The sequence below is a fragment of the Mycolicibacterium brisbanense genome, from assembly GCF_001570425.1.
GTDB classification, from domain to species: domain Bacteria; phylum Actinomycetota; class Actinomycetes; order Mycobacteriales; family Mycobacteriaceae; genus Mycobacterium; species Mycobacterium brisbanense.
The window spans coordinates 52,160-72,796 of record NZ_BCSX01000021.1 but is presented as its reverse complement, the minus strand read 5'-3'; the positions used below and the strand labels follow the sequence as shown (position 1 = coordinate 72,796).

Below are 20,637 nucleotides of genomic sequence, written 5' to 3'. Positions count from 1 at the left end.
CCGCCGTCACACGCCGGCCGGGGCGTCGAGCTTCAATGCCCGGGTGCCCCATGCCCACACCTCCTCATAGAGCTTGGGTTCGTTGGACAGCTTGGTGCCCAGCGAGGGGACCATCTCCTTGAGCTTGGGTGTCCAGCCCGCGTACCGGTCGGCGAAGCACCGCTCGAGCACGTCGAGCATGGCAGGCACCGCGGTGGACGCCCCGGGCGACGCGCCCAGCAACCCGGCGATGCTGCCGTCGGCCGCCGAGAGCACAGTGGTGCCGAACTCCAGCACACCGCCTGCGCCCTTGCGCCGGATAACCTGCACACGCTGCCCCGCGATGTCCAGCTCCCAATCGGAATCGACTGCGCTGGGCGCGAATTCACGCAACGTGTCGACACGGTCGGCCTCGCTGAGCAACAGCTGGCCGACGAGGTAGTTGACCAGACTCATCTCGGTGAGCCCGACGCCGAGCATCGACATGATGTTGTCGGGCTTGACCGAGAACGGCAGATCGGTGACCTTGCCCTGCTTGAGGAACTTCGGCGACCACCCGGCGAACGGGCCGAACAGCAGCCACTGCTTGCCCTTGATCACGCGGGTGTCCAGGTGGGGCACCGACATCGGCGGCGCACCCAGCGGCGGCAACCCGTACACCTTGGCCCGATGTCCGGCGGTGAGCTCCTGGTTGTCGGTCCGCAGGAATGCCCCACCGACAGGGAAGCCGCCGAAGCCCTTGGCCTCCGGGATGCCGGCCTTCTGCAGCAACGGCAGCGCCCCGCCGCCCGCGCCGACGAACACGAACTTGGCGTTGATCTTGCGCTTGAGGCCGGTGCGGCGATTGGTCACCTTGAGCGTCCAGGTGCCGTCGGATTCCTTGCGCAGGTTCTCGACCTCGTGGCCGAACAGCGTGTCCATGCCGCGCTGCGCGGTGAAACCGATGAGCTGACGCGACAGCGAGCCGAAGTCGACGTCGGTGCCTGCCTCCGTCCAGTTGAGCGCAACCGGATCGGAGAAGTCGCGACCCTTGGCCATGAACGGCAGCCGCCGGGCGAACTCGTCCTTGTCGTCGATGAACTCCATCGAGGCGAACAGCGGATTGCCGACCAAGGCGTCGTAACGGCGCTTGAGGTAGCCGACATTCTCGGCCCCGTGCACGAAGCTGACGTGCGGAACCGGGTTGAGGAAGCTGCGGACGTCGGTCAGCACGCCGTTCTCGGCGGCGTAGGCCCAGAACTGCCGCGAGACCTGGAACTGCTCGTTGACGTTGACGGCCTTGCTGATGTCGATGGTGCCGCCGGTGCTCTCCGGGGTGTAGTTCAGCTCACACAGAGCCGAATGCCCCGTGCCCGCGTTGTTCCACGGGTCGCTGCTCTCGGCGGCGGCGGCGTCCAGGCGCTCGACGAGGGTGATGGACCAATCCGGTTCCAGCAGGCGGATCAGCGCCCCCAGCGTGGCGCTCATGATCCCCGCACCCACCAGGACGACGTCGGTTTTATCGGTCCCAGCTACCTTTGCGTCAGACACCTGAATCGCACGTCCTTCGTTCGCAGCGCCCGTCATCGTCGACGGCTGTTCTTCTGCCAAGATTATCGCGGCCTCCTCAGCCGGTGAGCGGGCGTACCAGTGCTGTTGGTCACCCGGGTGACCGCAACCGCCGGTTAGGGTGAACCCGTGACGTCACGGGAACCCGCCTGGGTGCCGGATGTGCTACCCGGCTTCTGGCAACAGACCATCACGCTCGGCCCGGATCCTGACGGTGAGGGTGATCTGGTCGCCACTCTGGTGCGCCGCGGCGACGGCGGTCCTGCCGAGCACGCGGTTCTGGCCTTACACGGCTACACCGACTACTTCTTCCACACCGAACTCGCCGACCGCTTCGCTCAGCGCGGGTTCGCGTTCTACGCCATTGATCTGCACAAGTGCGGCCGGTCCCGCCGCGAAGGTCAGACGCCCCACTTCACCACGGACCTGGCCAACTACGACACCGAACTGGTCCGCGCGCTGGAGATCGTCGCCGCCGACACGAATGGGGCCCGGATCTGTCTGTCCGGCCATTCGGCAGGCGGCCTGATCGTCACGCTGTTCGCCGACCGGCTGCGCCAACGCGGCCGGCTGACCACACACAACGTGGGTGGCCTCATCCTCAACAGCCCGTTCCTCGACCTGCACGGCCCGGCGATCCTTCGGACCGCCCCCACGTCGGCCGCACTGATCGCGCTGGCGCGGCTGCGCAAACTGAGTGTGGTCCGCAAACCCACCGAGGGCGGCTACGGCACCAGCCTGCACCGCGACTACGGCGGGGAGTTCGACTACAACCTCGATTGGAAGCCGTTGGGCGGCTTCCCCATCACGTTCGGGTGGATCAACGCGATCCGGCGCGGGCAGGCCCGGTTGCACCGCGGGCTGGACGTCGGCGTACCCAACCTGATCCTGCGTTCGGACCACAGCGTCGCCGAAACCCCCGACCCCGCCGCCATCCAGCGCGGCGATGCGGTACTCGACGTCGGCCAGATCGCGCGCTGGGCCGGCTGCGTGGGCAATCGCAGCACCATCGTCCCGATCGTCGATGCCAAACACGACGTCTTCCTGTCGCTGGCCGAACCGCGCGCGGCGGCCTACCGCGAACTCGACCGGTGGTTGGACGGCTACCTGAGTTCGCAATCGACCTCCAGCACAACATCTTCCGGATAGAGGCTCACGTGGACCACTACGACCTGACGATCATCGGCACCGGATCGGGCAACAGCGTTCTCGACGAGCGCTATGCCGACAAGAAGGTCGCGATCTGCGAGCAGGGCACCTTCGGCGGCACGTGTCTCAACGTGGGCTGCATCCCCACCAAGATGTTCGTCTACGCCGCCGAGGTCGCCCACACGATCCGCGACAGCGCGAAGTACGGCATCGACTCCCACATCGACAAGGTGCGCTGGCCCGATGTCGTGTCGCGGGTGTTCGGCCGCATCGATCCCATCGCGGCCGGTGGCGAGCAGTATCGCCGCTCCGCCGAGAACGTCACGGTGTACGCGAGCCACACACGGTTCGGCGCGAAGCTGCCCGACGGCCGCTACACGCTGCGCACCGAGGACGGCGAAGAGTTCAGCAGCGATCAGGTGGTGATCGCCGCCGGTTCACGCACCTTCATCCCGCCGGCCATCGCGCAGTGCGGCGTCACGTACTACACCAGCGACGACATCATGCGGATTCCGGCGCTGCCCGAGCATCTGGTGATCGTCGGCGGCGGGTTCGTTGCCGCTGAATTCGCGCACATCTTCTCGGCGCTGGGTGTGCGGATCACCATCGTGGTGCGCGGCGCCGGGCTGCTGACCCACACCGACGAGACCATCTGCCACCGATTCAGCGAGCTGGCCGCAGCGAAGTGGGATGTGCGCACGCACGAGAACGTGATCGGCTCCCATCAGGATGGCGAGACGATCGTTCTGGAATTCGACGACGGCGAAACCCTGCCCGCCGACATGCTCCTGGTCGCCACCGGCCGGGTGCCCAATGGGGACCGGCTCGGCTGCGAGCTCGCCGGGGTCGAGATCGACGATGACGGCCGAGTCGTGGTCGACGAGTATCAACGCACCACGGCGCACGGCATCTACGCGCTCGGCGACGTGTCGTCGGATTACCAGCTCAAGCACGTCGCCAATCACGAGGCCCGGGTGGTCAAGGAGAACCTGCTGCGCGACTGGGACGACACCGCCACGCTGATGGCTTCCGACCACCGGTTCGTCCCGTCGGCGGTGTTCACCGAACCGCAGATCGCGACGGTCGGCCTGACCGAGGCCGAGGCCCGGGAAGCCGGCCACGACATCGTGATCAAGGTGCAGAACTACGGCGACACCGCCTACGGCTGGGCGATGGAGGACACCACCGGCATCGCGAAGCTGATCGGCGAACGCGGCACCGGTCGAATCCTGGGGGCACACATCATGGGCTACCAGGCGTCGTCGATCATCCAGCCGCTGATCCAGGCGATGAGCTTCGGCCAGACCGCCGGCGACGTGGCCCGCGGGCAGTACTGGATCCACCCGGCGCTGCCCGAGGTGATCGAGAACGCGCTGCTGGGACTCGCCGGTTAGGTCTGGGTACTCCAGCGTTCCTCGATGCGGCCGAACCGCCAGATGGCAAGGGCGGCAATCCAGCTCACCACGAAGATGCCGACGATGGCGAAGCCCGCGAATTCCAGGTCGGCTGAGCCGATCACGGCGAGCGGACCCGAGGTGATGCCGAGGCGATCCACCAGCAGACCGGCCAGCACGATGACGCCGATGACCAGCGCGACGATCACCGAGAGCACCGTGACGGTGAGGTTGTAGTACACCTTGCGGACCGGCTGCAGAAACGCCCATCCGTAGGCCCGCGTCATGAAGATTCCGTCAAGGGTGTCGAACAGGCTCATGCCCGCGGCGAACAGCACCGGCAGCACCAGCACCGCGTACCACGGCAGGGTGAACGCCGCCGTGCCGGCCGCCAGCACCAACAACGCCACCTGGCTGGCCGTGTCGAAACCGAGTCCCATCAGGAAGCCGACGAGGTACAGATGCCACGGCTTGTTCACCCGTCCCATCACGCGGCCGAGCAGGCGGGCCAGGAAACCGCGGCGGTTGAGCTGCCGCTCGAGCTCCTCCTCGTCGAGTTCACCGGTCCGCATCGCCCGGAACACCTTGGCGATCCCCACTGCGGCAACGAGATTCGTCAGGCCGATCAGGATGAGGAACGTTCCGGCGACCAGCGAGCCGATCAGGCCGAGGGTCTGCAGCATCGGTGAGCCCTCGTCCTGCACCGGGCCGACCAGTGCCCGCACCCCCAGCGCCAGCAACAACGCCAGGCCGAACACCACACTCGAATGTCCCAGGGAGAACCAGAAACCCGCGGACAGCGACCGGGTGCCCTCCCCAACCAGTTTGCGAGTGGTGTTGTCGATGACGGCGATGTGGTCGGCATCGAAGGCGTGCCGGACGCCGAGCAGATAGGCCGTGACGCCGAGACCGACACCGAACACCCCGGCCGAGCCGAGGGTGATGTGTTGCGGCGCCACACCGATCACGAGCACACCCCAGCCGAGAATGTGCAGCAGGGCCACGAATCCGCCTGTGGCGGCGATCGACATCCAGTCGGCACGGTCGAATCGAGTGGTGGTAGTGCTCTCGGTCAGCGTGCCGATGCTCATCGCCCGAGCGTAGAACTCACCTTTTCATCTGTCTAGATAAACAGATAATTCATCCGTGCCGGGCGCCGAGCCAGTGCAGCAGATCGTGGACCACCTCGTCCTCCAGCCGGTAGCTGACCATCCGTCCCACCCGGACAGAACTCACCCAGCCCTGATCGCGGAGCACCCGAAGGGCCTGCGAGACAGCGTTTTCCGAGCGGCCCAGCGCGGCGGCCAGATCACCGACGCAGATGCCGGGCGCCCGGTGCAGGCACAACAGGATCTCCAGCCGGTGCGGATCCGACAGGAGGTCGAAACGACGCGCCCAGCCCGCGGTGTCGACGTCGGCCAGCGCCGAGGCCGCCCGCTCGACCTGCACCTGGGTTTCGAGCTGGTCCACGATTTGAATGTAGCCCAGGAATGAGCCGACAGCGCTCACCCGTAGACGAGCCTCATCACGCCCGCACGAAGGTGCGCATAATGCCGCCGTTTTGCGGTGTGTCGGGCAACAGACACGCACGGTCGCGGTGCTGGGGTGGTGCGGTGCTGGGTGGTGCGGTGCTGGGGTGGTTGGGGCCCGACGTCAGTCCAAGAAACCGTGGAGCAATGCGGCCGATCCGGCGACGTGGGCCAGCATGGCATCCGCGGCGCCGTCGGCGTCGCCGGCCAGGATCGCGATGACGATGGCTTCGTGCTGTTCGTCGGAGTGGGCGATGTTGAGCGCCAGCAATGGAATCTGGTCGAGCAGGGCGTTGAGCCGCATCCGGTTCTCCGCGACCAGCGGCACCAGCGACGGCGAGCCCGCCGCCTCGGCGATCGCCAGGTGCAATCGGGAGTCCAGCCTCCGATAGTCGTCGGGCGCTGCATCGCGGACATCGGCGAGTCTCGAGAACAAGCCGTCGCGTTCGGCTGCACTGAGCGTGCGCCCGGCTGCCATCCGGGCCGCGCCCACCTCGAGGATCTCGCGTAGCCGCAGCGCGTCGTCGATCTCTTCCCGGCTGGGCCGCGCGGCCTCGGTCGTGTGCCTCGGCAGCTGTTCGGACAGGAACGTGCCGCCGTAGCGGCCCCGCCGGGACACCAGGTAACCGGCATCGGCCAGCGATTTGATGGCCTCCCGCACGGTGTCGCGGCTGACCCCCAGCCGCGCGGCGAGCTCACGTTCCGGCGGCAGCGACTCGCCGGGAGCCAGCACCCCGAGGCGGATGGTCTCCAGGAGCCGGCCCACGGTGTCCTCGAACGCGTTGCCGAGCCGGACCGGCCGCAGCAGGGCGTCGGCCGTCTCCACGGTGGGGGCGGTCGACTGCTGCGGGTCCGGGTCGGCTGTCATGACGAGCTATCAGGGTGTCACAGCGGTGTCACGTAGGCCGAGCTGATGCCACCGTCGACGAGGAATGTCGAGCCCGTGATGAACGACGCGTCGTCACTGGCCAGGAACGCCACCGCGGCCGCCAGCTCCTCCGGTTCGGCGAACCGGCCCAACGGGATGTGCACCAGGCGCCGCGCCGCGCGCTCAGGATCTTTGGCGAACAGCTCCTGCAGCAGCGGGGTGTTCACCGGGCCGGGGCACAGGGCGTTGACCCGGATGCCGCTGCGTGCGTACTGCACGCCGAGCTCCCGCGACATCGCCAGCACTCCGCCCTTGGACGCGGTGTAGGAGATCTGCGAGGTGGCCGAGCCCATCACCGCCACGAACGACGCGGTGTTGATGATCGACCCTTTGCCCGCGGGCACCATGTGCCGCAGCGCCGCGCGGCACGACAGGTACACGCTCTTGAGGTTGACGTCCTGCACGCGCTGCCACGCCGGCAGCTCGGTGCTCTCGATGAGATCGTCGTCGGGCGGCGAGATGCCGGCGTTGTTGAACGCGATGTCGACGCTGCCGAAGGTCGACGCGGCCGTGTCGAACAGGTTGTCCACCGCGGCCTGGTCGGCGACGTCGACCGCGACGAAGAGGCCCTCGAGTTCGTCGGCGGCGGCCTTGCCCGTGGCGGGGTCGATGTCGCCGACCACGATCGTGGCGCCCTCGGCGCGCAGCCGCTTGCCGGTGGCCAGACCGATACCGCTGGCACCGCCGGTGATGACGGCGACCTTGCCGGCCAGTCGCTGAGTCAGATCCATCTAGAGCTCCTCTGCTCGATCTTCTACTGCGAAAAAGACGTTCTTCGTCTCGGTGAAAGACAGTGGTGCGTCGGGTCCGAGCTCACGGCCGAGACCGGACTGCTTGAAGCCCCCGAAGGGCGTGTTGTAGCGCACCGACGAATGCGAGTTGACGCTGAGATTGCCGGCTTCGACCGCGCGGGACACGCGCACGGCGCGCGAGAGATTGTCGGTCCAGATCGAACCCGACAATCCGTAGGGGGTGTCGTTGGCGAGCTCGACCGCGGCTGCCTCGTCGTCGAACGGCAACACCGTGACCACGGGACCGAAGATCTCCTCGGTGACGGTCCGGTCGGTGCGCTGGGGAGTCAACACCGTCGGCGGGAACCAGAATCCGGGGCCATCGGGAGCAGAACCCCGGAACGCAACGGGGGCGTCGTCGGGCACGTAGGAGGCCACCGACTCCCAGTGCGGACGCGACACCAGCGGCCCCATCTCGGTGGCACGCTCCGCCGGGTCACCGACCACCACACCCTTGACCGCAGGTTCCAGCAGTTCCATGAAACGGTCATAGACGTTGCGCTGCACCAAGATCCGGCTACGGGCACAGCAGTCCTGACCGGCGTTGTCGAACACCCCGTACGGCGCCGTGGCGGCCGCGCGCTCGATGTCGCAGTCGTCGAAGACGATGTTCGCACTCTTGCCGCCCAGTTCCAGCGTGACTCGTTTAACCTGTGCCGCGGCGCCTGCCATCACCCGCGTGCCGACCTCGGTGGAACCGGTGAACACGACCTTGCGCACGCCGGGGTGGGTGACGAAGCGCTCCCCCACCACAGACCCCTTCCCGGGCAACACCTGGAACAGATCCGGATCCAGACCGGATTCGGCGGCCAACTCACCGATCCGGATCGAGGTCAGCGGGGTCCATTCGGCGGGTTTGAGCAGCACGGCGTTGCCCGCCGCGAGTGCCGGGGCGAAGCCCCATACCGCGATGGGCATCGGGAAATTCCACGGCGTGATGACCCCGACGACGCCGAGCGGCTCGTGGAACGTCACGTCCAAGCCACCGGCCACGGGAATCTGCTTGCCGCTCAACCGTTCCGGGGTCGCCGAGTAGAACTGCAGGACATCGCGGACGTGGCCGGCCTCCCATTCGGCCTGTCCGACCGGATGCCCGGAATTGGCCACCTCAAGCGCGGCGAGTTCGTCGACATGGGCGTCGACGACCGCCGCGAAGGCCCGCAAGGCACCGGCCCGCTCCGCAGGCGCCAACCGCGCCCAACGCCGTTGTGCGGCCCCGGCGCGGGCCACCGCGTCGTCGACCGCCGCCTCGTCGAGCAGGTCGACCGCACGCAGCACCTCCTCGGTGGCCGGGTTGATGACGTGCGCAGTGCTCATGAAACCCTCTCTGTAGCATACGATTTGGCGGCCTCTACCAGGCCGCTGAACAGCCGGACGTCGTCGAGACGTTCCTCGGGATGCCATTGCACCGCCAGCACGAACGCGTCACCCGGGAGCGCCGGATCCCTCTCGACGGCTTCGATGACGCCCTCGGTGGTGTCGCGAGCACTGACCACGAGACCGTCACCGAGCTGGTCGATGGCCTGGTGGTGGTAGCACTGCGCGTCGGAGTGCTCCCCGATCAGCGCGGCGAGCCGGGTTCCCGGCACCGTCCGCACCGACGATGTACTGAACACCGCATTGCCCTGCTGATGGCGGGTATGGCCGAGCACGTCGGGCAGATGCTGGTGCAGCGTGCCACCGAGCGCGACGTTGAGCACCTGTGCGCCGCGGCAGATTCCGAGCAGCGGTAGCCCGCGCCGCAGCGCCGCGCGCACCAGGGCGAAATCCCATTCGTCGCGGTAGCCCACGGGTTCGTCGGTCGAAGGGTGGCGAGGCTGACCGTACGACGCGGGGTCGACATCCCGCCCGCCGCTGATCACCAGCCCGTCGAGTCCGTCGAGCACGCGGTCGGCCACCGCCGCGCCGTCGGGCTGCGGCGGCAGCAGCACCACGGTGCCGCCGCCCCGGTTCACGCCTTCGATGTAGCTGGCCGGCAGGAAACTGGCAGTGACGTCCCACACCCCGGTCCGCGCCTGCTGCAGGTAGGTGCTCACGCCGATCACGGGGCGAGCCTGCGGGTGCGCGTCAGAGCCGCTCAAAACCGCGCACCCTTTCCCAGTCCGTCACCGCGGCATTGAATGCCGACAACTCCACCCGGGCGTTGTTGAGGTAGTGCTCGACGACGTCGTCGCCGAACGCCTCGCGGGCGATCTCGGACTTCTCGAACAACGCGGCCGCTTCGGCCAGCGTGGTCGGGAGCCGCTCGGCACCGCTGACATAGGCGTTGCCCGCCAAGGCCTCCGGCAATTCGAGTTCGCGCTCGATGCCGTAGAGGCCGCCCGCGATGAGTGCCGCGACCGCCAGATACTGGTTGACGTCGCCGCCCGGCGCCCGGTTCTCCATGCGCATGCCGTGGCCGTGACCCACCACCCGCAATGCACACGTGCGGTTGTCCAGCCCCCAGGCGATGGCGGTCGGCGCGAAGCTGCCGTCGGCAAACCGCTTGTAGGAATTGATGTTCGGGGCGTAGAACAGGGTCAGCTCACGCATGGTCGCGAGCTGTCCGGCGATGAAGCTGCGGAACATCGGCGACATGCCGAGCGGGTCGGCACTGTCGGCGAACACGGCGCTGCCGTCATCCCCGCGCAGCGAGATGTGGATGTGGCAGCTGTTGCCTTCGCGTTCGTCGAACTTCGCCATGAACGTCAGGCTCTTGCCGTGCTGGTCGGCGATCTCCTTGGCGCCGTTGCGGTAGATCGTGTGGTTGTCGCACGTGATCCTGGCGTGGTCGTAGCGGAACGCGATCTCCTGCTGGCCCAGGTTGCACTCCCCCTTGACGCCTTCGCAGTACATGCCTGCACCCTCCATGCCGAGGCGGATGTCGCGCAGCAGCGGCTCCATCCGGGTCGACGCGAGCATGGCGTAGTCGATGTTGTAGTCGCTGGCCGGCGTCAGGCCTCGATAACCCGCCGCCCAGGCTTCGCGAAAGCTGTTGTCGAACACCATGAATTCGAGCTCGGTACCGGCATAGGGCACCAGTCCACGCTCGCTGAGCCGATCGATCTGGCGGTCGAGGATGGCACGTGGCGCCGCAGCGACCGGGCGCCCGTCGAGCCAGAACAGATCCGCCATCACCAGCGCGGTGCCCGGCAGCCAGGGAATCAACCGCAAGGTGGCGAAGTCGGGCCGCATCACCATGTCGCCGTAGCCGGTCTCCCAACTGGAGGTGGCGTAGCCGGACACCGTGTTCATCTCGACGTCGACGGCCATCAGGTAGTTGCAACACTCGGCGCCGTGGGCGGCGACGTCCTCGACGAACAGCCGCGCCGACACCCGCTTTCCGGTCAGCCGTCCCTGCATGTCGCAGAACGCCAGGATCACGGTGTCGATCTCGCCGTCGGCGACCATTTGCTCCAGATCGCCTTGTGCCAGCATGCCGCGGTTCGGGCTCATTGCGCACCTTCCTGCCCATCGGTTACGTGACGGCAAGTCGACCATTGCGATCACGACGGACGGGCGATCGCCTCCTTAATATGCACGATTTTCCAGTCGAAAGGTAGGACAACAGACCAATAAGGCTCTATTGTCCTGGAATACCGCCCACCGCCCTGCCATGAGGAGGCGCCATGCCCGAGGGGCACGAAGAACTCACAGAAGAGCTCACCGACGACGAAAAACATCTCGCGAAGCTCGGTTACGTCCAGGAACTCCATCGGTCCTGGTCGGGTTTCTCCAACTTCGCCATCTCGTTCTCGATCATCTCGATCCTGGCGGGGTGTTTCACGTCGTTCGGACTCGGCTGGAACAACGGCGGCCCGGCCGCCATCGCGTGGGGCTGGCCGATCGTCTCGGCCTTCATCCTCGTCATCGGGTTGTGTATGTCCGAACTGGTTTCGGCATATCCCACGTCCGGTGGAATCTATTGGTGGGCCTCGAAACTCGGTGGCCCGAAAGCCGGGTTCTACACCGGCTGGCTCAATCTCATCGGACTGATCGCCATCCTGGCGTCGGTTGCCTATGGCAGCGCGACCTTCCTGGATCTCACCCTCGGGACGTTCAGCGAAAGCTGGCTCGCCGGTTACAGCCTGACCCGGGTGTTCATCATGTTCCTGATCATCCTGGTGGTCTCGGCGGTGATCAACATCTTCTCGTCGCACCTACTGGCGGTCATCAACAACATCTCGGTGTGGTGGCACGTCGCGGGTGCGGCCGCGGTCATCGCGATCCTGTGGCTCCTGCCCGCGCATCACGCCCCCATTTCCGATGTCTTCGCCAAGACCATCAACAACTCCGGCATCTTCTCGGGAGCCACGTCCGGGTGGGGCTGGCTGCTGTTCGTGCTGCCGATCAGCGCGATCCTGACCCAGTACACGATCACCGGTTACGACGCGTCCGCACACCTGTCCGAGGAGACCAAGAGCGCCGCGAACGCCGCGGCCAAGGGCATTTGGCAGTCCATCTTCTACTCGGCCATCGGCGGCTGGATCCTGTTGCTGTCCTTCCTGTTTGCCGTGCAGAACGCCGATGAGGTGTCGGCCAACGGCGGCGCGGTCGCGACGATCTTCACCCAGGCGCTGGGCTCCAAGTGGGCCGGTGCGGTGTTGCTCATCTCGACGGCCGGGCAGTTGTTCTGCACCACGGCCTGCCAGACCAGTGCCTCGCGCATGCTGTTCGCGTTCAGCCGGGACCGGGCTGTGCCCGGGCACCAGTTGTGGTCGAAGGTCAATGCCACCAAGGTGCCCGCGAACGCCGTCATGATCACGGCCGCCATCGCGGCGATCATCACGCTGCCCGCGATCGTGCCGGTGAAGATTCCCGTGAACGGCGTCGACGTGCCGTCCCCGGTCGCCTTCTTCGCGGTGGTCTCGATCGGCGTGGTCGGCCTGTACCTGTGCTTCGCCGTGCCGATCTACTACCGGTGGAAGGCAGGCGACTCCTTCGAGCAGGGTCGGTGGAACCTGGGCAGCAACTACAAGTGGATGGCTCCGGTTGCCATTGCCGAGATCATCGTCACCGCGATCATCGCGATGTTCCCGACTTCGCTGGGCGGCATGCCGTGGGACCCGAGCTTCGAGTGGAAGTTCGTCAACTACACCCCGCTGCTCGTCGGCGGTGTGCTGGTGCTGTTGTTCGTGTACTGGCACGTGTCGGTCAAGCACTGGTTCACCGGACCCATCAAGCAGCTGGAGACTCCGAAAGTCTGACGGGCCTCGGGTACGCATCCGCCCCGGCCGCGCCGGTGCGTACCCGATACGCACGTCTCTGACCTGCGGAGACGCGCCACGACACGCCGCAAGTGAGACACCGGCGCGTAATGCTTGTAGGGTCGAACTGATGTGTGGAGCCACCGGAGAGGTGCGTCTCGATGGCCGGACACCGGATGTTTCAGCGGTGTCGGCCATGGCAGAGGCGATGGCGCTCAGGGGTCCCGACGCGGCCGGTGTCTGGTCGCAAGGTCGGGTCGCCCTGGGCCACCGCAGACTGAAAATCATTGATCTGACCGAAGCAGGCGCCCAGCCGATGGTCGACCCCGAACTGGGGTTGGCCCTTAGCTGGAACGGCTGCATCTACAACTATCGGGACTTGCGGCGCGAGTTGTCCGGGCACGGGTACCGGTTCTTCTCGCACAGCGACACCGAGGTGCTGCTGAAGGCCTACCACCACTGGGGTGACCGGTTCGTCGAACACCTCAAGGGCATGTTCGCGTTCGCGATCGCCGAACGTGACACCGGCCGGGTGCTGCTGGGCCGCGACCGGCTGGGTATCAAGCCGCTGTACCTCACGCAGGACGCGCACCGGATCCGGTTCGCCTCGACCCTGCCGGCACTGCTGGCGGGCGGAGGCGTCGACACCCGGATCGACTCGGTCGCGCTGCACCACTACCTGACGTTCCATTCGGTGGTGCCGCAGCCGCGCACCATCCTGCGCGGCGTCAGCAAGGTGCCGCCCGCGTCGGTGGTCGCCATCGAACCCGACGGCGCGGTCCGCACCACCACCTACTGGTCCCCGGACTTCAGCCGTCGCGCCGACCGCGCCGACTGGTCCGAACGCGACTGGGAAGACGCGGTGCTGGAATCGCTGCGGAAGGCGGTCGAGCGCCGGCTGGTCGCCGACGTCCCGGTGGGCTGCCTGCTGTCCGGCGGCGTCGACTCCAGCCTCATCGTCGGGCTGCTCGCCGAAGCCGGCCAACACGGATTGGCCACCTTCTCAATCGGTTTCGAGTCCGTCGGCGGTGTCGCGGGCGACGAGTTCAAGTACTCCGACATCATCGCCGACCGGTTCGGTACCGCGCATCATCAGATCCGCATCGACACCGACCGCATGCTGCCCGCCCTCGGCGACGCGATCGATGCGATGAGCGAGCCGATGGTCAGCCACGACTGCGTGGCGTTCTATCTGCTGAGCCAGGAGGTCGCCAAGCACGTCAAGGTGGTGCAGTCCGGACAGGGCGCCGACGAGGTGTTCGCCGGCTACCACTGGTATCCCCCGATGGCAGAGCCCGGTGCGGCGACGCTGGAGGGAGCAGTGGCGAGCTACCGGGGCGCGTTCTTCGACAGGGACACCATCGGCGTGAACGCGTTGATCAGCGAGGCGTACCGGGCCGCGACCGCGGACCCCAGCGGCGCGTTCGTCACCGAGCACTTCGCCGCGCCCGGCGCGCAGACCGGGGTGGATCGGGCCCTGCGCCTGGACACCACGGTGATGCTGGTCGACGATCCGGTCAAACGCGTCGACAACATGACGATGGCGTGGGGGCTGGAGGGCCGGGTGCCATTCCTCGACCACGAGCTGGTGGAGCTGGCGGCGACCTGCCCGCCCGAGCTCAAGACCGCGCATGGCGGCAAGGGCGTGCTCAAACAGGCTGCGCGGCGGGTGATCCCGGCCGAGGTCATCGACCGGCCCAAGGGTTACTTCCCGGTGCCTGCCCTGACCCACCTGGAAGGTCTCTACCTCGACATGGTCCGCGACGCGCTCTACGCACCGGAAGCCAAGGAACGCGGGCTGTTCCGGCCGGAGGCCGTCGACCGGCTGCTGGCCGATCCGAACGGCAGGCTCACACCGCTGCGCGGTAACGAACTGTGGCAGATCGCTCTGCTGGAACTCTGGCTGCAGCGGCACGGCATCACGGGGGCGGCCGCATGACCAGCGTGGACCCCGACGCAGGCAACCGCGCGGCCGTACCCGCCGACGACGAACACACCGAGGCCATCACACTCGGCCTGCACGACGCGTCGCCACAGCATCTGGTCGACGCCATGGCCGACGACGTGGTCCTCGAACTCGGCTGGGGCCGGCTGATTTTCGGGCAGACCTTCGCCGATCCCGAGACGCTCGCCGAAGTGCTGGGCCATGAGGGCCCTGGCCGGCGCGACATCTGCATATACGCTCGCGAGTCGCACGTGCTGGTCGCCCGCTCGCCTGCCGAGCTGTTCATCGATCCGAGCCACACCTACCGGCTGCGGTTCACCGACGATTTCACCGCACCCGAGCCCATCGGGTTCACCATCCGCACGCTGCGAGTCCGCGACGACGCCGACGAGATGAATCGGGTCTATGTCCGGTGCGGCATGGTGCCCGCACCGGTCGAGGTCATCTGGGACAACCACATTCGCAGTTCGGCGGTGTACCTGGTGGCGGTGCGCGACGACGACGGTTCCATCATCGGCACGGTGACCGGCGTGGATCACCACAAGTTGTTCAGCGATCCGGAGAACGGATCGAGCCTGTGGTCGCTCGCGGTCGATCCGACCGCCGGGCTGCCCGGCGTGGGCGAGGCATTGACCCGCACCTTGGCCGGCATCTTCCGCGACCGGGGCCGGTCCTACATCGACCTGTCGGTGGCCCACGACAACACCGCGGCCATCGCGCTGTACGAGAAGCTCGGGTTCCAGCGGGTGCCGGTGCTGGCCGTCAAACGCAAGAACGCCATCAACGAGCCACTGTTCACCCATCCCCCGGAGACCGTCGACGACCTGAACCCGTACGCGCGCATCATCGCCGACGAGGCGATGCGTCGCGGCATCTGGGTCGAGGTGCTCGACGCCGGCGCGGGCGAGATGCGCCTGTCGCACGGCGGGCGCAGCGTCATCACGCGGGAGTCGTTGTCGGAGTTCACCTCTGCGGTGGCCATGGCGCGCTGTGACGACAAACGCCAGACCCGGCGCATCGTGTCCGAGGCAGGCATCACCGTCGCCAAGGGCCGGCTGGCCACATTCGACGAGGGCGATCACGAGTTCCTCGCCGAGGTCGGCGATGTCGTGGTGAAACCCACGCGTGGCGAGCAGGGCAAGGGCATCACCGTCGGCGTCGACGGCGACGCCGAACTCGACGCCGCCCTGGAGCGGGCGCGCGAGCAGCACCCCGAGGTGCTCATCGAGCAGCGTGCGCCCGGCGACGACCTTCGGCTGGTCGTGATCGACGGCAAGGTGGTGGCGGCCGCGATCCGCCGCCCCGCCGAGATCACCGGAACCGGCGCGCACACCATCCGCGAGCTCATCGAGGCGCAGAGCCGCCGTCGCGCGGCGGCGACAGGTGGCGAGTCACATATCCCGATGGACGACGTCACCGCAGGCACGGTCGCCGAGGCCGGGTGGTCGCTCGACGACGTGCTGCCCGAAGGTGAGCGGCTGCGGGTGCGCCGCACGGCGAACCTGCATCAGGGCGGCACCATCCACGACGTCACCGCCGAGGTGAACCCCGAACTGTGCCGGGTGGCGGTGACGGCGGCCCAGGCGATCGGTATCCCGGTCACGGGTATCGACCTGCTGGTGCCCGATGTGGCGGGCCGCGACTATGTGTTCGTGGAAGCCAACGAGCGCCCCGGGCTGGCCAATCACGAACCACAGCCCACGGCAGCGGCTTTCATCGACTACCTGTTCCCCGGACAGCCGGGTCTGCCGCAGGCGTGGACCCCGTCACCGACAGCGTGAGCACCGAGCGCCGGGCTACCAAGTGCTCGTGCGCATGACGATCTCGGCGGCCAGCTGCGCGGTGGACTCCTGCGCGTTGCGCCTGCCGAGCATCTCCACCAGGCGGAAGTCACCGTAGACGTAGCGCTGGCTGGCCTTGGCCACCGCGCGCGCCGCCGGTGTACTGACCAGGGCGGTGGTGTTCATCTCCACGGCAGGGCAGTGCTCGTCGCGGACCACCCCGGTGAGGTCGGCGACGCGCGGGTGCCCACGGTCCACGACCACCAGGCTGGTGAACCGGTCCAGCCGTGTTGCTGCCAATTCCCACGCCAGCTCGCCGCCGAGCCGGTCGCCGACCAGCACCGACCATTTGACGTCCACGGCATCGAGGATGCCGACGACCGATTTGGCGGTCAGCCGGGGATCGGGCGCGATGATGACGGTTCGCAGTGATGCCGTGTGCAGCCGTTGGCATACCGCGCCATATGCCGCGGGACCGTGATGGCCGGCACCGAGCAGCACGACTACCGAACCCTTGTCGGGGCCTGCCACGTCGACGGGCACCGAGAACCCATCGATCGTCGGCACGGTGGTCAGCATTGGGACAACCTACCGCCCGCATGCGCCGAGCGGGCGGAAATCAGCGGGTCCTTGACGCGAGCGTAAACGCTTCTCTCAGCAGTGATGTCACCGCGCTTGGATGCGGTGCACCTGCTGGTCGAACGCGTCGAGGAAGGTCTGCGGCAGCGTCGCTTTGACGGGTATGGAGGGGTTCTGCGTCGGGAAGGTCACTCCGAACACCGACCACGAGCCGATGTTCTCGAACGCGAAGTAGGCGCTGCTGTCCGACCCGCTCAACTGCATCGTCTGCTGGTAGACCAACTCCGCGGGCCGTTGCGCTTCCAGCTTGGTGGTGGTGATCGGAATGCCTGCGTCGCCCGGGTCGAAGAACGTGCGGAATTGCGCGCAGCGCTGCGCGGTCGCATCCAGCTGGTCCAACGGTAGCGGCGAGGTCAGCACGGTGATGACCATGCGGGCACCGTCGTAGGACAGCACGTATTTGCCTGCACTGCCGGGGCCGCGTTCGGCCGAGCGAGCGATCACCCGGGTGAGCCCGTCGGAGCAGCCCTCCGGATTCGACAGCATCGACGGCGGCGCACCCGTCCCGTCGGGCTGGCCGGGTTTTTCGACGATGCGGTCGTACTGCACGCCGGCCGGGAAATCGGCGGCGGTCAGCAGCACCTTCTCCAGGGTGGCGCCCGGCCAGGTCGGCGTCCCGGACACAACGGACGCACACCCGGTGAGCAGCAGCAGGGCCAGCAACGGCACACCCACCCGAGCCCCGATCATGGGCCCAGGCTACCCAGTCGGCCCGTCCAGTGCCGTCCTCATGGTGGGTCGGCTCGGCGGCCCGTGGGCGAGCAGGTCCATGACGGCGTCGGTGTCGAGATGCTCCGCCAACAGATCGGCCATCAGATCCAGCTGCGCGTCGCGCCGCGCGGCCACGTCGACATCGTCGGCGACGACGAATCCGGCGCGCCCTGCGGCCCGCGCAACCTCGGTGAGCCAGGACCTGCGGACCGCGTCGTTGTCGAGCAGTCCGTGCCAGTGCGTGCCGTAGACGGCACCGCGCCGGACGCCCACGCCCAGCCAATCCTGTTCCTCGCACCCGACGACCCGGCCGTGATGGATCTCGTAGCCATACAGCGGAGCGTCCCAGCGGCGCAACGTCTTCTCGGGATCGAACACGATGTCGGCGGCCAACAGCCCGAGGGCCGCGACACTGCCTGCCCGGGACTCCACAGAGTCGTCGATCCGGCGGCACAGCATCTGGAATCCCCCGCACACGCCGAGCACCGCGCGGCCCTGCGCGGCGTGCGTGCGAATCGCCTCGGCGAGGCCACGCTCGGTCAGCCAGGCGAGGTCACTGACCGTGGCCTTGCTGCCGGGGATCACCACGACGTCGGCGCCGGCGAGGTCGGCCGCGTCGGCCACCCACCGCACGTCGACTCCGGGCTCGCAGGCCAGCGCCTCGACGTCGGTGGAGTTGGAGATGCGGGGCAGCCGGATGGCCGCGACCGTCAAGGTCTGCTCACCGCGTGGTGGCTGCGGCGGCCCGACGAGTCCGCCCGCCCGCACCGACACCGAATCCTCGGTGTCGAGCCAGATGCCGTCGTGAAACGGGATCACGCCGTAGGTCGGCCGGCCGGTCAGTGCGTGCAATTGCCGCAGGCCGGGTTCGAGCAGCGCCGGGTCGCCGCGAAACTTGTTGACGACGAATCCGGCGATGAGGGCCTGGTCGGCGGGTTCGAGGACCGCGACGGTGCCGTGCAGGTGCGCCAGCAGCCCGCCGCGGTCGATGTCCCCGACCAGGACCACCGGGAGCTGCGCTGCGCGCGCCAGCCCCATGTTGGCCAGATCTGTTGCGCGCAGGTTGATCTCGGCGGGCGACCCGGCGCCCTCGCAGATCACCACATCGAATTCGGCTCGCAGTGAGGACAATTCATCGGCCACCACGGCGGCGAGCCGCTCCCGGTGGGTGAAGTAGTCACCTGCGCACACTGATCCGGCGACGCGGCCGCGGAGCACCAGCTGAGAGGTGCGGTCGGACCCGGGCTTGAGCAGGATGGGGTTGAACCGGGTGTGCGGCGCCAGGCCCGCCGCGCGGGCCTGCATGGCCTGGGCTCGGCCGATCTCGCCGCCGTCGACGGTCACCGCCGAGTTGTTGGACATGTTCTGCGCCTTGAACGGCGCGACGCGCACTCCCCTGCGCGCCAACAGCCGGCACAGGCCGGCGACAACCATCGACTTGCCCGCGTCGGAGGTCGTGCCGGCGACGAGCAGTGCGCCGCCGCTCACTTTTCTTCGGCGAGCAGACACTTAGGTACCCGAATCCCGGGCGTGTCGGGTACTTTCACGTCTGCTCGCGGGAGAAGTCTCACGGCAAGGTCAGGATGTCGGCGCCGTCCTCGGTGACCACCAGCGTGTGCTCGAACTGCGCGGTCCACTTGCCGTCCTTGGTGGCCACGGTCCAGTCGTCGTCCCAGATCTCGTAGTCGAGGCCGCCGAGGTTGATCATCGGTTCGATGGTGAAGGTCATGCCCGGCTCCAGCACGGTCTCCACAGCAGGCTGGTCGTAGTGCAGCACCACCAGACCGTTGTGGAAGGTGGTGCCGATGCCGTGGCCGGTGAAATCGCGAACCACGTTGTAGCCGAACCGGTTTGCGTACGACTCGATCACCCGACCGACGATGGACAGGGCGCGTCCCGGTTTGACGGCCTTGATGGCGCGCATGGTGGCCTCGTGGGTGCGCTCGACGAGCAACCGGTGCTCCTCGGAGACGTCGCCTGCCAGGAAGGTGGCGTTGGTGTCGCCGTGCACGCCGTCGATGTAGGCGGTGACGTCGATGTTGACGATGTCACCGTCCTCGATCACGGTCGAATCCGGGATGCCGTGGCAGATGATCTCATTGAGCGACGTGCAGCATGATTTCGGAAATCCCTTGTAGCCCAACGTCGATGGGTAGGCACCGTGGTCGATCATGTATTCGTGGGCGATCCGGTCGAGCGCGTCGGTGGTCACCCCGGGCGCGACGGCCTTGCCCGCCTCGGCCAACGCCTGGGCCGCGATGCGCCCGGCGACCCGCATCTTCTCGATCACCTCGGGCGTCTGGACCCACGGTTCGCTGCCTTCTTGCACCGTCGGCTTCCAGGCGTACTCGGGACGCGGGATCGACTTGGGCACCGGCAGGGTGGGTGACAGCACGCCGGGACGCAGGGCAGAACGAACAGACATACGCGTCAGGGTACCGGTGTCGGCCCGCGTCAACTCTTGGTGCCGCGGCCGAACCACCCCTTGCGCGGGCCGCGGATGTCGACCGACCCGCACACCACCCGGCCGGTGAGGATCACGTGCGGAGTCCCGTCGGCCGGTGCGTCGCGTCGGCGATCGGTGGCACTGCCGACGATCACCTCGACATCGTCGATGGAGGCGCTGGCCCCGTCGGGCAGGCGCATCTCCAGCGAGCCGAATTTCAGGTCGAGCTCGACGACCACGATGGGTCCTGCGAAGCGAGCCCGGGTCAGGTCGAGTTCCACCGACCCCATCCGGCGCACGAGCGCGAGGCGCGTCGGGACCGTCCATTCGCCGTGGCGTTTGAGCGAGCCCATGACGCCGCGAAGCTCGACGCGGTCGGCCGCGGAGGCGACGATGGCACCCGGGCCGGGAAGGTCACCGACCAGCGCGTCGAGGTCGGCCTGCAGCCGCGCCCGGGACACCAGCGCGGACCGCTCCTCGAACTCGTCGATGGCGATGAGCCCGAGCGCGACGGCGTTGTGCAGCCGCCGCAACGTGCCGTTGCGGTCGGCGTCGGAGACGCGCAGCTCCACCGATTGCTCATTGATCCCGGTCATGACCTGTCCAGGTTA

General features: G+C 67.6%; 18 protein-coding genes. 5 read left to right on the top strand and 13 right to left on the bottom strand.

The genetic code is table 11. The features are described from left to right. Positions 1 to 6: 6 nt before the first annotated feature. Positions 7 to 1,509 (bottom strand): malate dehydrogenase (quinone), encoded by a 1,503-nt coding sequence (gene mqo, locus RMCB_RS10280; RefSeq protein ID WP_062828912.1) that lies wholly within the window; start codon positions 1,507 to 1,509, stop codon positions 7 to 9. A 171-nt stretch (positions 1,510 to 1,680) separates the two neighbouring features. Here mqo and RMCB_RS10275 point away from each other — a divergent pair, with 171 nt between their 5' ends. Both RMCB_RS10275 and mtr read left to right on the top strand, forming a co-directional pair. Continuing rightward, positions 1,681 to 2,676: an alpha/beta hydrolase gene (locus RMCB_RS10275; protein WP_029373339.1), complete on the top strand. Its 996-nt coding sequence runs from the start codon at positions 1,681 to 1,683 to the stop codon at positions 2,674 to 2,676. A gap of 8 nt (positions 2,677 to 2,684) precedes the next feature. Further along, on the top strand, positions 2,685 to 4,070 hold the full coding sequence (gene mtr / locus RMCB_RS10270; RefSeq protein ID WP_062828700.1) for a mycothione reductase: 1,386 nt from the start codon (positions 2,685 to 2,687) through the stop codon (positions 4,068 to 4,070). Here the strand turns inward: mtr and nicT are convergent. The 7 genes from nicT to RMCB_RS10235 all read right to left on the bottom strand — a co-directional run bounded on the left by nicT (position 4,067) and on the right by RMCB_RS10235 (position 10,753). Further along, the gene (gene nicT / locus RMCB_RS10265) at positions 4,067 to 5,161 is read right to left on the bottom strand and encodes a Nickel transporter NicT (RefSeq protein ID WP_029373337.1); all 1,095 of its coding nucleotides are present in this window, start codon (positions 5,159 to 5,161) and stop codon (positions 4,067 to 4,069) included. The genes mtr and nicT overlap by 4 nt on opposite strands. Positions 5,162 to 5,210: 49 nt before the next feature. Then, on the bottom strand, positions 5,211 to 5,540 hold the full coding sequence (locus RMCB_RS10260) for an ArsR/SmtB family transcription factor (RefSeq protein ID WP_029373336.1): 330 nt from the start codon (positions 5,538 to 5,540) through the stop codon (positions 5,211 to 5,213). 183 nt (positions 5,541 to 5,723) lie between these two features. Continuing rightward, positions 5,724 to 6,467, bottom strand: coding sequence for a FadR/GntR family transcriptional regulator (locus RMCB_RS10255; RefSeq protein ID WP_029373335.1), 744 nt, complete (start codon positions 6,465 to 6,467; stop codon positions 5,724 to 5,726). A gap of 17 nt (positions 6,468 to 6,484) precedes the next feature. After that, positions 6,485 to 7,258, bottom strand: a complete 774-nt coding sequence (locus RMCB_RS10250; protein WP_029373334.1) for a 3-oxoacyl-ACP reductase — start codon at positions 7,256 to 7,258, stop codon at positions 6,485 to 6,487. Continuing rightward, positions 7,259 to 8,635, bottom strand: a complete 1,377-nt coding sequence (locus RMCB_RS10245; protein WP_029373333.1) for an aldehyde dehydrogenase family protein — start codon at positions 8,633 to 8,635, stop codon at positions 7,259 to 7,261. Then, positions 8,632 to 9,399, bottom strand: coding sequence for a gamma-glutamyl-gamma-aminobutyrate hydrolase family protein (locus RMCB_RS10240; protein WP_062828699.1), 768 nt, complete (start codon positions 9,397 to 9,399; stop codon positions 8,632 to 8,634). The genes RMCB_RS10245 and RMCB_RS10240 overlap by 4 nt, the downstream gene beginning before the upstream one ends. Then, a complete protein-coding gene (locus RMCB_RS10235; protein WP_062828698.1) occupies positions 9,386 to 10,753 on the bottom strand; it encodes a glutamine synthetase family protein in 1,368 nt (455 codons plus the stop codon). The genes RMCB_RS10240 and RMCB_RS10235 overlap by 14 nt, the downstream gene beginning before the upstream one ends. Before the next feature lie 173 nt (positions 10,754 to 10,926). On the opposite strand from RMCB_RS10235, the gene RMCB_RS10230 reads away from it, so the two are divergent. The 3 genes from RMCB_RS10230 (at position 10,927) to ngg (ending at position 16,230) form a co-directional block, all read left to right on the top strand. After that, positions 10,927 to 12,504 carry an amino acid permease gene (locus RMCB_RS10230; protein WP_062828697.1) on the top strand — a complete coding sequence of 526 codons (1,578 nt, stop codon included), beginning with the start codon at positions 10,927 to 10,929 and terminating at the stop codon, positions 12,502 to 12,504. A gap of 130 nt (positions 12,505 to 12,634) precedes the next feature. Next, on the top strand, positions 12,635 to 14,443 hold the full coding sequence (locus tag RMCB_RS10225) for an N-acetylglutaminylglutamine amidotransferase (RefSeq protein WP_062828696.1): 1,809 nt from the start codon (positions 12,635 to 12,637) through the stop codon (positions 14,441 to 14,443). Continuing rightward, positions 14,440 to 16,230, top strand: coding sequence for an N-acetylglutaminylglutamine synthetase (gene ngg, locus RMCB_RS10220; protein ID WP_062828695.1), 1,791 nt, complete (start codon positions 14,440 to 14,442; stop codon positions 16,228 to 16,230). Before RMCB_RS10225 ends, ngg begins: the two co-directional genes overlap by 4 nt. A gap of 15 nt (positions 16,231 to 16,245) precedes the next feature. Here the strand turns inward: ngg and RMCB_RS10215 are convergent, their stop codons facing one another. From RMCB_RS10215 to RMCB_RS10195, 5 genes are all read right to left on the bottom strand, one after another. Next, complete coding sequence (locus tag RMCB_RS10215) at positions 16,246 to 16,809, bottom strand: alpha/beta fold hydrolase (RefSeq protein WP_029373327.1); 564 nt, start codon at positions 16,807 to 16,809, stop codon at positions 16,246 to 16,248. 87 nt (positions 16,810 to 16,896) lie between these two features. Further along, on the bottom strand, positions 16,897 to 17,559 hold the full coding sequence (locus tag RMCB_RS10210; RefSeq protein WP_029373326.1) for a hypothetical protein: 663 nt from the start codon (positions 17,557 to 17,559) through the stop codon (positions 16,897 to 16,899). A gap of 9 nt (positions 17,560 to 17,568) precedes the next feature. Next, positions 17,569 to 19,068 carry a cobyric acid synthase gene (locus RMCB_RS10205; protein ID WP_062828694.1) on the bottom strand — a complete coding sequence of 500 codons (1,500 nt, stop codon included), beginning with the start codon at positions 19,066 to 19,068 and terminating at the stop codon, positions 17,569 to 17,571. A gap of 79 nt (positions 19,069 to 19,147) precedes the next feature. Continuing rightward, positions 19,148 to 20,005 carry a type I methionyl aminopeptidase gene (gene map / locus RMCB_RS10200; protein ID WP_062828693.1) on the bottom strand — a complete coding sequence of 286 codons (858 nt, stop codon included), beginning with the start codon at positions 20,003 to 20,005 and terminating at the stop codon, positions 19,148 to 19,150. 29 nt (positions 20,006 to 20,034) lie between these two features. Further along, positions 20,035 to 20,622, bottom strand: coding sequence for a DUF1707 SHOCT-like domain-containing protein (locus RMCB_RS10195; RefSeq protein WP_029373323.1), 588 nt, complete (start codon positions 20,620 to 20,622; stop codon positions 20,035 to 20,037). Positions 20,623 to 20,637 lie beyond the last annotated feature (15 nt).

Coding starts and splice junctions, on each gene's coding strand:
- RMCB_RS10225 (WP_062828696.1), top strand. CDS start 12,635: ATGTGTGGAGCCACCGGAGAGGTGCGTCTCGATGGCCGGACACCGGAT.
- RMCB_RS10215 (WP_029373327.1), bottom strand. CDS start 16,809: ATGCTGACCACCGTGCCGACGATCGATGGGTTCTCGGTGCCCGTCGAC.
- RMCB_RS10235 (WP_062828698.1), bottom strand. CDS start 10,753: ATGAGCCCGAACCGCGGCATGCTGGCACAAGGCGATCTGGAGCAAATG.
- RMCB_RS10245 (WP_029373333.1), bottom strand. CDS start 8,635: ATGAGCACTGCGCACGTCATCAACCCGGCCACCGAGGAGGTGCTGCGT.
- ngg (WP_062828695.1), top strand. CDS start 14,440: ATGACCAGCGTGGACCCCGACGCAGGCAACCGCGCGGCCGTACCCGCC.
- map (WP_062828693.1), bottom strand. CDS start 20,005: ATGTCTGTTCGTTCTGCCCTGCGTCCCGGCGTGCTGTCACCCACCCTG.
- RMCB_RS10250 (WP_029373334.1), bottom strand. CDS start 7,258: ATGGATCTGACTCAGCGACTGGCCGGCAAGGTCGCCGTCATCACCGGC.
- RMCB_RS10255 (WP_029373335.1), bottom strand. CDS start 6,467: ATGACAGCCGACCCGGACCCGCAGCAGTCGACCGCCCCCACCGTGGAG.
- RMCB_RS10210 (WP_029373326.1), bottom strand. CDS start 17,559: ATGATCGGGGCTCGGGTGGGTGTGCCGTTGCTGGCCCTGCTGCTGCTC.
- RMCB_RS10230 (WP_062828697.1), top strand. CDS start 10,927: ATGCCCGAGGGGCACGAAGAACTCACAGAAGAGCTCACCGACGACGAA.
- nicT (WP_029373337.1), bottom strand. CDS start 5,161: ATGAGCATCGGCACGCTGACCGAGAGCACTACCACCACTCGATTCGAC.
- RMCB_RS10195 (WP_029373323.1), bottom strand. CDS start 20,622: ATGACCGGGATCAATGAGCAATCGGTGGAGCTGCGCGTCTCCGACGCC.